Consider the following 14,647-nt stretch of genomic DNA (forward strand, 5'->3'; position numbering starts at 1 on the left):
ATGCGCCATGGCACGGGTGAATACACGAGGTGGTCGATCGCGATCGCGGTGGTGTTCGTCGCGGCGATGTTCCCGGTCCTGTGGATCGTCTCCCTGTCGTTCAAGACCCCGGCGACGGTCGGCGACGGGCGGCTCATCCCCAAGAAGTGGACGTTCGACAACTACAAGGGCCTGTTCAGCGGCGGGTTCGACAGCCCGCTGCTGCGCCCGCTGATCAACTCGATCCTCATCGCGCTGATCGCCACCGTCATCGCGGTGGCGCTCGCGTCGCTGGCCGCCTACGCCATCGCCCGCCTGGACTTCCCGGGCAAGGCGCTGGTCCTGGGCGGCGCGCTGGCGGTGTCGATGTTCCCGCCGATCTCGGTCGTCGGGCCGCTGTTCGACATGTGGCGCACGCTCGGCCTCTACGACACGTACCCGGGCCTGATCATCCCGTACCTGACGTTCGCGCTCCCGTTGGCCATCTACATCCTGGTGGCGTTCTTCAGAGAGATCCCCTGGGACCTCGAGGAGGCAGCCCAGGTCGACGGGGCGACACCGTTCCAGGCGTTCCGGCGGATCATCTTCCCGCTCGCCGCGCCCGGCGTGTTCACGGCCGCGATCCTCGTGTTCATCTTCGCGTGGAACGACTTCGTGTTCGCGATCTCGCTCACCTCGTCCAACGCGTCGCGCACCGTCCCGGCGGCGATCGCCTTCTTCACCGGCGAGTCGCAGTTCACGTCGCCGACCGGCAACATCGCCGCGGCGGCGGTCCTCGTCACGGTCCCGATCATCGTCTTCGTCCTCATCTTCCAGCGCCGGATCGTCGCGGGCCTCACGGCCGGCGCGGTCAAGGGCTAGCCCGACCAGGAGGAACCATCACATGGCCGGCATCAAGCTGCAGCACATCACCAAGCGCTATCCGGACGGCTTCGAGGCCGTGCACGACCTCAACCTGGACATCGCCGACGGCGAGTTCATGATCCTCGTCGGCCCGTCGGGCTGCGGGAAGTCCACCGCCCTGCGGATGATCGCCGGCCTGGAGGACATCTCCGAGGGCGAGCTGCGGATCGGCGACCAGGTCGTCAACGAGAAGGCGCCCAAGGACCGCGACATCGCGATGGTCTTCCAGTCCTACGCGCTGTACCCGCACATGACCGTGCGCGAGAACATGGGCTTCGCGCTCGAGCTCGCCGGGGTCGACAAGGCCCAGCGCAACGCCAAGGTGGAGGAGGCGGCCCAGATCCTGGACCTCTCCCAGCACCTGGACCGCAAGCCGGCCAACCTGTCGGGCGGCCAGCGCCAGCGCGTGGCGATGGGCCGGGCGATCGTCCGCGAGCCGTCGGCGTTCCTCATGGACGAGCCGCTGTCGAACCTGGACGCCAAGCTGCGCGTGCAGATGCGCACGGAGGTCTCGCGCATCCAGCAGCGCCTCGGGACGACCACGGTGTACGTGACGCACGACCAGACCGAGGCCATGACCCTCGGCGACCGCGTCGCGGTCATGCGCGCCGGCCGGCTGCAGCAGGTCGACACGCCGCGCAACCTGTACGAGTCGCCGGTCAACCTGTTCGTCGCCGGGTTCATCGGCTCGCCGGCGATGAACTTCTTCGCCGCCGAGCTGAAGGGCGAGTCGCTCGCCACGCCGTTCGGCGACGTTCCACTGCCTGAGCGCCTGCGCGGCGCGGCCCGCTCGGCGGGCGGCAAGCGGGTCATCGCGGGCCTGCGCCCGGAGTCCTTCGAGGACGCCGAGGTCGCCCGCCGCCAGAACCGGACGGGCGGCCACGAGTTCGAGGCCGACGTCGAGCTGACGGAGTCGATGGGCTCCGAGGTCTACGCCTACATCCGGCTGGAGGGCGAGATCGCCAAGGCGGCCGAGCTCGACGAGATCGCGGCCGACACGGGCGCCACGGACGTCCCGGGGGCCGGGACCTCGCAGGTCGTGGCGCGGCTCAGCCCGGACACGACGGTGCGCAAGGGCACCCGCGGGCGCTTCTGGATGGACACCGAGAAGCTGCACATCTTCGACACCGAGAACGGCCAGAGCCTGGGCCACGAGGGCGCGCCGGCGCCCGCGCCGGCCGCCGAGCAGCCCGCCTCCGCCGAGACCACGACCTAGGAGCCGCGCCGCGCCGCGCGCAGCAGGGCGAGGACGTCCTCGTTCCACGCGTGCGTGCGCAGCAGCCGGTAGCGCTCGCCGCCGACGCGCAGGTAGGCGTCGGCCTCGCTGCCGTCGCCGAGCATGTCGGCGTCGCGCAGCATGGTGACCACGGGGATGTACTCCTCCTCGTACCAGCGGCGCGCGAGCTCCCGGCGGTCCATGGTCTGCTCGTGCTCCTGGGTCCAGCGCCAGCCCCAGGCCTCGATGGCCTCGGCCAGGACCGCGAAGTCCCACGGGTCGCTGGGGCGCACGCGGCCCCGGGCGTGGTCGGGCAGCGGCACTCGCTCGAAGAAGATCCGCTCGTGGCTCTTGAGCGGCAGGTCGGCGCGCAGGAGGTCGCTGCCCGCGCCGACGCGCGTGAGGACCTCGACCACGTGGGCCTCGATCACGTCGAGCCCGAGCGTGCGTGACACCGAGACGCGATGGTGGCCGTCGCGGACGAAGTAGACGTCGCCCACCTTGTACAGGTCGACGGGCGGCATCTCCTCGCCGCGGCGCATCGCCGTCGCGATGCGCTCCCAGCGGGCACGGACGTGCGGCGTGGTCGGGCGGAAGTGGCGGTCGAAGCCCTTCGGCCGGTCGACGGTGCCGACGATCGCATCCAGGGGGACGACCTTCAGGCCCGTGTCGCGCTCCTGGAGGCGCCCGAGGGCGGTCACGACCTCGTCGAAGGGCAGGATGTGGTCGATGTCGCCGGGCTCCCGGCGCAGCCAGCGGCGCAGCCGCGAGAGCGCGAGCCGGCGACGGGCGCGCAGGAAGTCGTCCTGGGCGTCCGCGCCCGCCAGTCCGGTGCTCCGCGGAGGCACACCTGCACGGTACCGGCTGCCGGAAGCGGGCCGTCGCCGGCCGGCCCGCTCTGCCGCCCCGGCCAACCCGGGGGTGAGATCTGCTCCGCGATGGCGGAACTCCGGTTGCGGGATGGCGCAGGCCTGCCTAGGGTGCGTCGGCACCGGGGGAGGCCAGGAGGGGAGCATGCAGGGGACACCGATCGACGCGCTCGACGGCGAGCGCGATGTCCGGGGCACCGCGGAGACGGCGGACATCCGTCTCGAAGGGGTGACGAAGCGCTTCGGGGACGCCGTGGCGGTCGACGAACTCACCCTGTCGATCGAGCGGGGCGCGTTCTACGCGCTGCTCGGCCCGTCGGGCTGCGGGAAGACCACGACCCTGCGCATGATCGGCGGGTTCGAGGACCCGACCGCGGGCGTCGTGTACCTCGGCGGCCAGGCGGTGACCGACCTGCCGCCCTACCGGCGCGACGTCAACACCGTCTTTCAGTCCTACGCCCTCTTCCCGCACCTCAACGTCGAGCGCAACGTGGCCTTCGGGCTCGAGCGCCGCAAGGTCGACCGGGCCGAGGTCAGGCGCCGCGTCGCCGAGACGCTGGAGATGGTCCAGCGCGGGCCGCTGGCCCGGCGCCGCCCGGGGCAGCTGTCGGGCGGTCAGCAGCAGCGCGTCGCGCTGGCCCGCGCCCTCGTCAACCGCCCGCGCGCGCTCCTGCTCGACGAGCCGCTGGGCGCCCTGGACCTCCGGCTGCGCAAGCAGCTGCAGCTCGAGCTCAAGCGCATCCAGCAGGACGTCGGCATCACGTTCGTGCACGTGACCCACGACCAGGAGGAGGCCATGAGCATGGCCGACACCATCGCGGTCATGAACCACGGGCGCATCGAGCAGGCCGGCTCGGCCGAGGAGCTCTACGAGCGTCCGCGCACCGCGTTCGTCGCCAACTTCCTCGGCGTGTCCAACCTCGTGGACGGCAAGGTGCTCGAGCGCGGGTCACAGCTCGCGACGGTGCAGACCGAGGACGGCACGGTCCGCGTGCCCTGCGACCGGATGGCCGAGACGGCCGGCGACGGCGTGCGGATCGGCGTGCGGCCCGAGAAGATCGACCTCGTCGCGGCCGCCGACGGCGCCCCGCCGGGGCGCAACGCGCTGCGCGGCGTGGTGAGCGTCGCGTCGTTCCTCGGCGTCTCCATCCAGTACGTGGTCCTGGCCCCGGGCGGCGAGGAGCTGACGGTCATCGCGCCCAACCGGGAGGGCCATCAGCCCCAGGCGCTGGGCGTGGGGCAAGAGGTCCTGCTGACCTGGGATCCCGGCCACACGTTCGTCGTGGCCCGCGATGCCTGAGCCCGGGGTCGAGCGCGCCCTGGAGCGCCTGCTGTTCGAGGAGGGCGCCACGCGCCGGCGCTTCCTGGGCCGCGCGGGCGCGGCGGGGCTGGCCCTGAGCGGCCTGGCCGCGCTGACGGGCTGCAGCATCGAGGGCGAGGCCGCGCGCGGCGTCAACGCCTCCAAGCCGGTGACCGTGCGCCATCCGCGGACAGCGATCTCCGACATCGAGTGGGCCAACTGGCCGCTGTACATCGACAAGAAGACGCTGAAGGCCTTCGACGTCCGCTACCACGCCAAGGTGCGCTACGTCGAGGAGATCAACGACAACTTCGAGTTCTTCGGCAAGGTCCGCCAGCAGCTCGCCCAGGGCCAGGCCATCGGGCGCGACATCGTGACCCTGACCGACTACATGGCGGCGCGCTGGGTCCGCGACGGCTACTGCGAGCCGCTGGACAAGGCCAACATCCCCAACATCAAGAACCTGGTCTCCAACCTGCGGTCGATCAACTACGACCCCGGGCGCACCTTCACGCTGCCCTGGCAGTCGGGCGGCACCGGCATCGGCTACGACCCGCGCCGCACCGGCCGCAGGCTCGAGAGCGTCAACGACCTGTTCGACCCGGCGTTCAAGGGGCGGGTCACCATGCTCTCCGAGCCCTACGACAGCGCCTGCCTGGTGCTGCTGGGCATGGGCGTCGACGCCTCCACGGCCAAGCTGGCCGACATCCTCAAGGCGATCGAGAAGATCAAGCAGGCCAAGGACGCCGGCCAGATCCGCCGGTTCACGGGCAACGACTACACGACCGACCTGGCCAAGGGCAACGTGTGGGTCGCGGTCGCCTACTCCGGCGACCTGGTGCAGCTGCAGGCCGACAACCCCGCGCTGGAGTTCGTCTTCCCGAAGGAGGGCGCCATGCTGTTCACCGACAACATGATGATGCCCAAGCACCTCGCCCACCCCTACGCCGCCGAGGTGCTCATGAACTACTACTACGAGCCTCAGGTGGCCGCGAAGGTCGCGGCCTATGTCAACTACATCAGCCCGGTGCAGGGGGCGCGGCAGGCGCTGGAGCGCACGGATCCCAAGCTGGCCAACAACCCGCTGATCTTCCCGCCCGACGACGTTCGCGCGCGGCTGAAGGCCTACCCGGCGCTGAACCCGGCCGACGAGCGGGCGATGCAGTCGGCGATGGCCGACGTGACGGGGGCCTGAGCCGTGCTGCGCCTCAGCCTGCGCCGCCGCCGCAGCCTGCTGCCCTACCTCTTCCTCGGGCCGGGTCTGCTGTGGCTGGTCATCTTCTTCGCGATCCCCCTGGTGAACCAGGCCGGCGTGTCGCTCATGACCGGCAACCCGGAGCAGGGGTACACGCTGCAGTGGCACTTCGCGACCTACACCCACGCCGTCTCGGACTACGGGACCCAGTTCGGCCGCTCGGTGCTCTTCGCCGGCGCCGCCACGATCCTCGACCTCGTCATCGCGTTCCCGCTGGCCTACTTCATCGCCTACAAGGCCGGCCGGTGGAAGAACCTGATGCTCCTGCTGATCGTCCTGCCGTTCTTCACCTCCTACGTGCTGCGCACGGTCTCCTGGCAGCTCATCCTCAACGACAACGGCTGGGTCGTGCACCGCTTCCGCGACCTCGGCCTCGTCGGTGCCAACGGGCGCCTGCTGGCGACCACCCCGGCCGTCGTCGCCGGTATCACCTACAACTTCCTGCCGTTCATGGCGCTGCCGCTGTACGTGTCCCTGGAGAAGATCGACCGCCGGCTCATCGAGGCCGCCACCGACCTCTACGCCTCGCGGGCGACCGCGTTCCGCCGAGTGACGCTCCCGCTCGCACTGCCGGGCATCTTCGCCGGGTCGCTGCTGACCTTCATCCCGGCCTGCGGCGACTTCATCAACGCCGCCCTGCTGGGCACGACGTGGGGCGCGGCGTCGCGGGCGGCGGGCAGCACCTCGTCGCCGCGGGCCACCTGGGCCACGACGTCCAGGTCGCCCTCCAGCGCCAGCAGCGAGGCCAGCGCCCCGCGGACCATCGCCTGGTCCTCGGCCACCAGCACGCGGATCACGAGGCGGCCTCCAGCGGGACCGTGACGGCCAGGCGGAAGCCGCCCGTCGCGCCGGGCGCGGCGTCCATGCGTCCGCGCACGCGGGCCACGCGCTCGGCCAGGCCGGCCAGGCCCGTGCCGTCGGCGCCGCCGGCCGGCGCGCCGCAGCCGTCGTCGACGAGCTCCAGCGCGGCGTCGCGGTCATCGACCGCGACGCTGATGCGCACGCGGTGGGCGTCGGCGTGGCGCAGGACGTTCGTGGCGCCCTCGCGGACCGCCCAGGCCAGCACGGCCTCGGCGTCGGGCGGCAGCTCGCCCTCCGGTGCCGGGCCGGCCTCGACCTCGATGCCCGCGGCGGCCAGCGTCGAGCGCGCGCCGGCCAGCTCGGCCGACAGCAGCGGGCGGCGGTAGCCGGCGACGGCGTCGCGGACCTCGGCCAGGGCGCGGCGCGAGACGGCCTCGATGTCGCGCACGTGCGCGGCGGCCTGGTCGGGGTGCTCGTCGATCAGGCGGGCGGCCAGCTCGCTCTTGAGGGCCACGACCGACAGCGAGTGGCCGAGCAGGTCGTGCAGGTCTCGGGCGAAGCGCAGGCGCTCGTCGGCGACGGCGAGGCGGCCGATCTCATCCCGGGCCTGGCCGAGCTCGACGTTGACGACGCGCAGGCGCCGGAAGCCGGCGGTGAGCATCCCGACGCCGACCGCCACGATGAACAGGGAGACGATCGTCGCCGCGTCGGAGGTGTTCAGCGCCTCGGTCCCCGCGGCCGCCGCACCGACGGCGAACAGGGCCGGGAAGGCCTGGCGGCGCTCGATGCGCAGCCCCGTGGCGGCGGCCACGAAGCACCACATGCCGGCCCAGTCGGTGGTCCCGATCGCGATGAGCACGCCGGTGAGGGCGACGAGGACCAGCACGCCGGAGACCGCGGGACGGTCCTCGGCATCCGCCGGCGGGCCGGGCCAGCCGCCGCCGATCATGAGCCGGCAGTAGGCCAGGACGAACAGCGCGAGCGCCGCGAGCCCGCCCCCCAGGCGCGGGCCTTCGGCGTTGCCGACGAGCCCCAGGCCGGGGGCGACGAAGAAGATCAGCCCGCTCAGCACGGCCCATCGCCCACGGCGCGGGACCACGAGCAAAGGCTCACCAACGGGTGTGGGCGTGGCGCTCACGCCCACATGGTGCCTGTCCGGGGGTGATCCGTCAGCTTGAGACGGACATCCGTCCAGTCGGGCCCTCACGGCCGTCGCAACCCTCCGGGCGCTGTGCATGCCCCGGATGCTGCGCGGCGGGCCCCCGCGGCGCCAGTGCCGTGCGTCCGGGATCGCCCGTGACATCCGTCACGGCAGCCGCACGGCGCTGCGCACCACGGTGTGGACGTCGGCCGTCGGGATGCCCGGTCCCGTGCCCTGCGGGCGCGCCGTCCAGACCGCGACGGGCTGGCCCGCACGGCCGTCGGCGCCGAGCCGCACCTCGTGGGCGGCCTCCGCGGGCGAGGCGTCCTCGACGGGACCGAACGGCGCGTCGGGGACCCCCGCGTCGTCGGCCGCGGCCCGCACGAGACCGTCGCCGTCCTGGCCGGCGACGGGTTGGACCCAGGCCACGACGATGCCGCCGACGGGCGACCAGGTCAGCACGACGTCGCGCAGGCCGCTCTGGGCGCGCGCGGGGTACCGGGGCGCGCCGAAGCCCTGGCCGGCCGGGGTGACGCGCAGCACGGGCCGCGCCCCGGCGGGGGTGTCGACGGCGTAGGCCACCGGCCACCCGCCGGGCGTCGGGGCCAGCGACGTCTCGCGGACGCCGTCGGGCTCGAGGACCTGGGCGGGCCTGAACGTGAAGCGCCCGACGGGCGCCCAGGTGCCCTCGAGCGAGCGCCGGGCGGCCACGCCGCTGCGCGAGCGCTGGTGTCGGCGCCACACGACGCGCATCTGCCCACGGGCGTCGGCCGCCGCGGTCAGCTCCCACGTCGTGGCGCCGTCGGCGCGGGCGAGCCCGGCGACCGACCCCCAGCCGTGGCCGTGGCGCCGCAGCCGCGCCAGCAGCCGCCCCTCGCGGACGAAGGCCACGGCCTCGTCGCCCCGACCCGAGACGGCGACGGCCAGCGTGTCGGCGCGGCCGCGGCCCGAGAGCGTGGACGGCGCGCCGAACCTGCCGCCCGGCCGGCGCTCGGCGACCCGGACCACGCGGCGCACCGCCCCGGCCGCGGTGCGCGTGATCTCGATCCAGGCCACGAGCGCGGTGCCGTCGGCGCCCACCGCGAGCTGCGGGCGGTAGACGACGGCGCCCGTGACCAGGGTCCGCGGCGCGCCGAAGCCGCCGGCCACCGTGCCGGCCGAGATCTGCAGGCGCACCCGCCGGGCGCCGCCCGGTCCGCTGCCGCCGGCCGGGACCTGGGCGAGCGCGAGCATGCGCGAGCGGCCGTCGGCGGCCACGTCGAGCAGCGTGGCCGGCGCCCGGAGCTCGAGGCCGAACGCGGAGGTGGGGGGCTGCCCGGGGCCGAAGCCGGGCAGCTCGGGGCGGTCGGCGATCGCCGCGCCGACGGTGGCCTGCGCGCCGAGGCCGTCCTGCCAGGGCCAGAAGGCCAGCAGCGAGCCGTCGCCGGCGACCGTGGTGCCCAGCGGCCCGGCGAAGGTGTGGGGGACCTGGGAGACCGTCTGCGGCGCCGACCACGTCGCGGCGCCCGCGGCGCCCGCGATCGCGCCGGGCAGGAGGGCGGCGAGCGCGAGGGCGAGGGGGAGGCGGCGCACACCCGGTCAACGGTCGGCGGGGGCCGGAGGTTTCGGTCGCCCGGTCATACTGGGACGCGATGCGGATCGCGATCGCCGCCGACGAGCGCACCGGGATCGCCGGGGACCTGGCCGCCGAGCTGGCCCGGCGCGGGCACGACGTCGTCGCCGCCCACGGCGCCCTGGCCGAGGCCGGCCGCGACGACTGGGCCTGGTGCAGCGAGGCCGCCGCGCGCGACGTGGCCGGCGGCCGCGCCGACCAGGCCGTGGTGTGCTGCTGGACGGGCACGGGCGCGTCCATCGCCGCCAACAAGGTCGCCGGGATCCGCGCGGCGCTGTGCGCCGACGCGGTCACCGCCGAGGGCGCCCGGCGCTGGAACGACGCCAACGTCCTGGCGCTCTCGCTGCGCGCGACGTCGGCCGCCCAGCTCGGCGAGATCCTCGACGCGTGGTTCGCCGCGGGCCCCAGCGCCGACGCCGGCGACCGGGCCAACGTCGCGCACCTCGCCGACCTCGAGGCCCGCTGAGCGTGCGGGTCCTCATCGACGCCCGGGCCGCGGCGCGGCCCGAGCTCGGCGGCGTCGAGCGCTGGGCGCGCGAGCTCAGCGCGCGCCTGCCCGCGCTGGACCCCGGGCGCTACCGCGTCGCCCGCCCGCCCGCCGCGCTGGCCCACCGGCCCGGCCACGCCTGGGAGCAGCTCTGGCTGCCGCTGCGCCGCGCCGACGTGCTCCTGTGCCCGGCCAACCTCGCCCCGCTGGCGGGCCGGCGCACCGTCGTGGTCATCCACGACGTCGCGGCGCTGCGCGAGCCCGGCTGGTACTCCGACCTCTACGTGCGCTGGCAGCGCACCGTGCTGCCGCGCATCGCACGCCGGGCCCGGCTCGTCATCACGCCGTCGGCGTTCTCGCGCGACGAGGTCGTCGAGCTGCTCGGGGTCGCGCCCGAGCGCGTCCGGGTGGTGCATGGCGGCGTCGACGGGCGCTTCACCCCGGCCGCCGACGTGCCCGCCGCCCGCGCGGCGCTGGGCCTGGCCTCCCAGCCCTACGTTCTGACGGTCGCCAGCCGCACCGCCCGCAAGAACCTCGCCGCGCTGGAGCCCGCCGCCGAGCGGCTCGCGCGCCGCGGCGTCCAGCTCGTCGCCGCCGGCGGCGACCGCCCGCAGTTCCGCGGCGCGACGCCCGTGTCCGGGGTGCGCGCCCTCGGCCACGTCGACGACGCGCTGCTGCCCGGCCTGTATGCGGGGGCGGCCGCGTTCGTGCTGCCCTCGCTCTACGAGGGCTTCGGCCTGACCGCACTGGAGGCGCTGGCCGCCGGGGTGCCCGTGGTGGCCGCCGACCGCGGCGCGCTGCCCGAGGTCTGCGGGGACGCCGCCCAGCTCGTGGACCCGACCGACCCCGAGGCGCTGGCCGGCGCGCTGGAGCGCGCGCTCGACGACCCGGCCCCGTGGCGGGCGGCGGGGCCGCCGCGCGCGGCGCCGCTGACGTGGGACGCGACGGCCCGCGCCGTCGACGCGCTGCTGCGCGGCCTGGCGTGATCAGGCCGGGGCCGAGAAGCGCACGACGCCGTCCTGCTCGTCCTCGGCGACCTGGCCGCGGTCCAGGAGCAGGTCGATGTGCCCCAGGACCTCGGAGAGCGTGAGGTAGGCCTGGGTCAGCGCCACGTTGCCCCACATCCGCTGGGCGATGTCGTAGGCGCTGAGCGGCCCGTGCTCGGCGACCATCGCGGCGATCTTCTCCGCGCGGCGCTCGTGCATCGCGATGCGGTCGTCGATGAGCGCGCGGTACTCCGTGAACGGCTCGCCGTGGCCGGGCAGCAGGACGGTGAGGTCCATCGCGGCGGTCGCGCGCAGGGAGTCCAGGTAGCCGATCAGCGTGCGCGGGTGGCGCTTGGGCGTGCTGCCGTCCAGCGGCCGCGAGATCGTCGGGTTCGACGAGATGTGGCGGATGAGGTGGTCGCCGGCGATGAGCTCGCCGGAGGCCTCGTCGTGGAAGACGGTGTCCGACGGCGAGTGCCCGGGACGGTGGTGCGCGGTCCAGCTGCGCCCGGCGAAGGCCAGCACGTCGCCGTCCTGCAGGAGATGGGTGACGCGCACCGCATTGCCCCAGGCGCGCACCTGGCTGACGATGGCGCGCAGCGCGATCGCGACGTCCTTCGGGACGCCGTGGCGGAGCATGAGCGACTCGGCGAAGACGTCGTCGGCCTCCATCTCCTGCCCGTAGGCCGCCAGCCAGGGCGCCAGCGCGGCCAGCGTCCACACCTCGGCGCCCGAGCGGTCGGCGAGGATCTGGGCCAGGCCGATGTGGTCGATGTGCTGGTGGGTGAGCACGATGCGCTCGAGGTCCTCCACCCGCCGGCCGTGGCCGGCCAGCCCCTGCTCCAGCGCGGTCAGCGCCGTGCCCGAGTTCGGGCCGGTGTCGACGAGCGTGAGCGGGTCGTCGTCGACGAGGTAGCAGTTGACGTTGCCGACCGCGAACGGGGTGGGCACGGGGATCAGGTGCACGGTGCCGGCCATCCACACCACCCTACGATGCGGCCGCTCAGGACCGGATGCGCCCCAGCACCTCGTCGCGGCGCGCCTCCATGTCGGCCTCGGAGACCAGCGACTCGAGCGTGAGGCGCAGCAGCGGCTCGGTGTTGGAGGGCCGCACGTTGAAGTGCCAGTCGTCGAAGTCGACCGACACGCCGTCGACGTGGGTCACCGTGGCGCCGGGCAGGGAGCCGTAGTGCTCCTCGAGCTCGGCCATCTTGGCCGGCCCGTCGGCGACCTCGGAGTTGATCTCGCCCGAGATGAAGTACGTGTCGCGGTAGCGCTGCAGCAGCTCGCTGAGCTTGAGGCCCTCGACCGACAGCTTCTCCAGGATGAGCAACGCCGGCAGCGTGCCGCTGTCGGCGTTGTAGAAGTCGTGGAAGTAGTAGTGGCCGCTGACCTCGCCGCCGAAGATCGCGCCCTCGTCGCGCATGCGCGTCTTGAAGTAGGCGTGGCCGACGCGGTTGATGTGCGGCGTGCCGCCGGCGGCGGTCACGGTGTCGGGCACCGCCCGCGACGCGCGGGCGTCGTAGAGGATGTGGCTGCCGGGCTTCTTGGCGAGCAGGTGCTCGGCGAGGATCGCGGTCAGGAAGTCCCCGTCGACGAAGCGGCCCGTGTCGTCGATGAAGAAGCAGCGGTCGGCGTCGCCGTCCCACGCGATGCCCAGGTCGGCGCCCTCGGCGACGACCTTGTCCATGATGAACCGCCGGTTCTCCTCCAGGAGCGGGTTGGGCTCGTGGTCGGGGAAGTTGCCGTCGGGCGTGAAGTAGGTCTCGACGAGATCCAGGCCCAGCCCGCGCAGGATCGGCCCGGCCATCGGGCCGGCCATGCCGTTGCCGCCGTCGACGACGACCTTCAGCGGCTTGACCTTGGCCGGGTCGATGGCCTCCAGCGCCGCGGCCTGGAACTCCTCGTAGATCTCGACCTCCTCCACGGAGCCCGGCTGCCCGGCCGGCTCGCCGAGGCCCTCCTGGACGAGGCGGCGGATGTCGTCGATGCCCTCGTCGCCGCTCAACGCGATCGATCCCTGCTTGACGAGCTTGACGCCCGTGTAGGCCTTCGGGTTGTGCGAGGCGGTGCACATGAGCCCGCCGTCCAGGCCCCGCGACCCGACCAGGAAGTACAACATCTCGGTGCCGACCTGGCCGGCATCGACGACGTCGGCGCCCTCGGCGACCATCCCGTCGCGGTAGCGCGCGGCCATCTCCGGGGCCGACAGGCGCATGTCGCGGCCCAGACCGAGACGCAGCGCGGAGGCGGGCTTGCCCTGCAGGCCGGCGATGACGCGGACGAAGGCGCGCCCGATGAGCTCGGCCGCGTCGGGCCCCAGCTGCTCGCCGTGGATGCCGCGGATGTCGTAGGCCTTGAAGATCTCGGAAGCGACGTTCATGGACCGCCAATCCTAGGCACCGGGCGCCGGGGCCGCCGGTCGGTCATCCTTGCGCCCCGCATGGAGCCGACCCCACCGGTGGCGATCCTCTGCGGCGGGCGCGGGACCCGGCTGCAGGAGCACACGCGCACGATCCCGAAGCCGCTGGTGGAGATCGGCGGCCGCCCGATCGTCTGGCACGTCGTCCGCCTGTACGCGCAGGCGGGCTTCGCCGACTTCGTCCTCTGCACGGGCTACCTGGGCGAGCAGATCGAGGCCTTCGTGACGGGCTGCGACTGGCCGCCCGGGGTCCGCGTCCGCTGCGTGGACACGGGGGAGCACACGCCGACGGGCGGCCGCCTGGCCGCTGCGGGCGCGCACCTCGGCGACGCCCCGGTGCTCTGCGCGACCTACGCCGACGGCGTGTCCGACGTCGACCTGCGGGCCCTGCTGGCCTTCCACGCCGGGCATGGCGCCCTGGCGACGATGACCGTCGTTCGGCCCCGGCTGCAGTTCGGCGTGACCGAGCTGACCGCCGACGGCCGGGTGACGGGCTTCGTCGAGAAGCCGCGCTCCGAGCACTGGATCAACGGCGGCTTCTTCGTCCTGGACCGCGCCGTGCTGGGGCGCCTGGCGCCCGACAGCGTCCTCGAGCGCGGGCCGCTGGAGGCGCTGGCCGCCGAGGGCCGCCTGCGCGCGTTCCGCCATGAGGGCTTCTGGGACTGCCTGGACACCTACAAGGACGCGGTCGAGCTCGACGACCTGTGGACCTCGGGGGCCGCGCCGTGGAAGACGTGGCCCGGGGACTGACCCGGGCCACGCGCGCGCCGGCGCCAGGCCGAGCGCGAGGTGTGCAGCTCGGGCACGAGCAGGCGGGCGCGGTCCGACGGCCCCTTGGCCCAGCGCTCGAACTGCTCTCGTCATCAGCCGATGCATCGGCGACTTCAGCGGCGGCCTCTAGAATCCGAGGCGTATGTCCGGACATTCCAAGTGGGCCTCGATCAAGCACAAGAAGGCGGTCGTCGACTCCCGCCGCGGCAAGCTCTTCACGAAGCTGGCGCGGGCGGTGACCGTCGCGGCCAAGGAGGGAGGCGGCGACATCGAGGGCAACCCGTCGCTCGCGCTGGCCGTGCAGAAGGCCCGGGACGCGTCGATGCCCAAGGACAACATCGAGCGCGCGATCGCCAAGGGCACCGGCGCGGGCGCCGACGCCGCGGCGCTGGAGACGATCCTCTACGAGGGCTACGGCCCCGGCGGCGTCGCGCTGCTCATCGAGGCCGTGACCGACAACCGCAATCGCACGGGCGCCGACGTGCGCCACCTGCTCGCCAAGGGCAACGGCTCGCTCGGCGAGCCGGGATCGGTGGCCTACAACTTCGACAAGAAGGGCGTCGTCGTCGTCGACGGCGACCGCTACGGCGAGGACGACCTCATGGTCGCCATCGACGCCGGCGCCGAGGACATCTCGCGCGAGGACGACGCCTGGGAGATCATCACCGAGCCGTCCGACCTCACCGCCGTGCGCAGGGCGCTCGAGGACGCCGAGGTCGAGATCCAGAACGCCGAGGTCACGCAGCGGCCCAAGGTGCTCGTGCCCGTCGACGAGGACACCGCCGCCAAGCTTCTGCGCCTCATCGACGCGCTGGAGGACAACGACGACGTCGACGCGGTGCACGCGAACTTCGACGTCGACGCCGACGTCCTCGAGCGCCTCATGGCCGCCTCCTAGCGCCGGC

14 protein-coding genes are annotated in these 14,647 nt (G+C 73.7%); 9 read left to right on the forward strand and 5 right to left on the reverse strand.

The features are described 5' to 3' along the window. Together FSW04_RS15710 and FSW04_RS15715 are read left to right on the forward strand one after the other, a co-directional pair. On the forward strand, positions 1-840 hold the full coding sequence (locus FSW04_RS15710) for a carbohydrate ABC transporter permease (RefSeq protein WP_146920898.1): 840 nt from the start codon (positions 1-3) through the stop codon (positions 838-840). 22 nt (positions 841-862) lie between these two features. After that, positions 863-2,098 carry an ABC transporter ATP-binding protein gene (locus tag FSW04_RS15715; protein WP_146920901.1) on the forward strand — a complete coding sequence of 412 codons (1,236 nt, stop codon included), beginning with the start codon at positions 863-865 and terminating at the stop codon, positions 2,096-2,098. Here the strand turns inward: FSW04_RS15715 and FSW04_RS15720 are convergent. Continuing rightward, positions 2,095-2,946, reverse strand: coding sequence for a chromosome partitioning protein ParB (locus FSW04_RS15720; protein ID WP_146920903.1), 852 nt, complete (start codon positions 2,944-2,946; stop codon positions 2,095-2,097). The two genes, FSW04_RS15715 and FSW04_RS15720, sit on opposite strands and share 4 nt — an antisense overlap. A 166-nt stretch (positions 2,947-3,112) precedes the next feature. Between FSW04_RS15720 and FSW04_RS15725 the strand changes: the two genes are divergently transcribed. The 3 genes from FSW04_RS15725 to FSW04_RS15735 are packed head-to-tail and all read left to right on the forward strand — an operon-like array spanning position 3,113 to position 6,344. Then, on the forward strand, positions 3,113-4,267 hold the full coding sequence (locus tag FSW04_RS15725) for an ABC transporter ATP-binding protein (protein ID WP_146920905.1): 1,155 nt from the start codon (positions 3,113-3,115) through the stop codon (positions 4,265-4,267). Beyond that, positions 4,260-5,462 carry a polyamine ABC transporter substrate-binding protein gene (locus tag FSW04_RS15730; RefSeq protein ID WP_146920907.1) on the forward strand — a complete coding sequence of 401 codons (1,203 nt, stop codon included), beginning with the start codon at positions 4,260-4,262 and terminating at the stop codon, positions 5,460-5,462. The genes FSW04_RS15725 and FSW04_RS15730 overlap by 8 nt, the downstream gene beginning before the upstream one ends. A gap of 6 nt (positions 5,463-5,468) precedes the next feature. Then, entirely contained in the window at positions 5,469-6,344 is an 876-nt protein-coding gene (locus FSW04_RS15735; RefSeq protein ID WP_146923777.1) for an ABC transporter permease, read from the forward strand. Here FSW04_RS15735 and FSW04_RS15740 read toward each other — a convergent pair. Both FSW04_RS15740 and FSW04_RS15745 read right to left on the reverse strand, forming a co-directional pair. Continuing rightward, complete coding sequence (locus tag FSW04_RS15740) at positions 6,316-7,422, reverse strand: sensor histidine kinase (protein WP_187368832.1); 1,107 nt, start codon at positions 7,420-7,422, stop codon at positions 6,316-6,318. The two genes, FSW04_RS15735 and FSW04_RS15740, sit on opposite strands and share 29 nt — an antisense overlap. 207 nt (positions 7,423-7,629) lie before the next feature. Continuing rightward, entirely contained in the window at positions 7,630-9,036 is a 1,407-nt protein-coding gene (locus FSW04_RS15745; RefSeq protein ID WP_146920912.1) for a hypothetical protein, read from the reverse strand. Between the two features lie 59 nt (positions 9,037-9,095). Between FSW04_RS15745 and FSW04_RS15750 the strand changes: the two genes are divergently transcribed. After that, positions 9,096-9,542 (forward strand): RpiB/LacA/LacB family sugar-phosphate isomerase, encoded by a 447-nt coding sequence (locus tag FSW04_RS15750; protein ID WP_146920915.1) that lies wholly within the window; start codon positions 9,096-9,098, stop codon positions 9,540-9,542. A gap of 2 nt (positions 9,543-9,544) precedes the next feature. Continuing rightward, positions 9,545-10,549, forward strand: coding sequence for a glycosyltransferase family 4 protein (locus FSW04_RS15755; protein WP_187368833.1), 1,005 nt, complete (start codon positions 9,545-9,547; stop codon positions 10,547-10,549). On the opposite strand, the gene FSW04_RS15760 is transcribed toward FSW04_RS15755, so the two are convergent. Further along, positions 10,550-11,527: an MBL fold metallo-hydrolase gene (locus tag FSW04_RS15760; RefSeq protein WP_146920919.1), complete on the reverse strand. Its 978-nt coding sequence runs from the start codon at positions 11,525-11,527 to the stop codon at positions 10,550-10,552. It abuts the gene before it with no gap. Positions 11,528-11,552: 25 nt separating this feature from the next. Continuing rightward, on the reverse strand, positions 11,553-12,932 hold the full coding sequence (locus FSW04_RS15765; RefSeq protein WP_146920921.1) for a phosphomannomutase/phosphoglucomutase: 1,380 nt from the start codon (positions 12,930-12,932) through the stop codon (positions 11,553-11,555). 60 nt (positions 12,933-12,992) lie between these two features. On the opposite strand from FSW04_RS15765, the gene FSW04_RS15770 reads away from it, so the two are divergent. Together FSW04_RS15770 and FSW04_RS15775 are read left to right on the forward strand one after the other, a co-directional pair. Next, positions 12,993-13,721, forward strand: a complete 729-nt coding sequence (locus FSW04_RS15770; RefSeq protein ID WP_146920924.1) for a sugar phosphate nucleotidyltransferase — start codon at positions 12,993-12,995, stop codon at positions 13,719-13,721. Between the two features lie 163 nt (positions 13,722-13,884). Beyond that, the gene (locus FSW04_RS15775; protein ID WP_146920926.1) at positions 13,885-14,640 is read left to right on the forward strand and encodes a YebC/PmpR family DNA-binding transcriptional regulator; all 756 of its coding nucleotides are present in this window, start codon (positions 13,885-13,887) and stop codon (positions 14,638-14,640) included. The last annotated feature ends 7 nt before the right edge of the window (positions 14,641-14,647 follow it).

The organism is Baekduia soli, assembly GCF_007970665.1.
Classification (GTDB): domain Bacteria; phylum Actinomycetota; class Thermoleophilia; order Solirubrobacterales; family Solirubrobacteraceae; genus Baekduia; species Baekduia soli.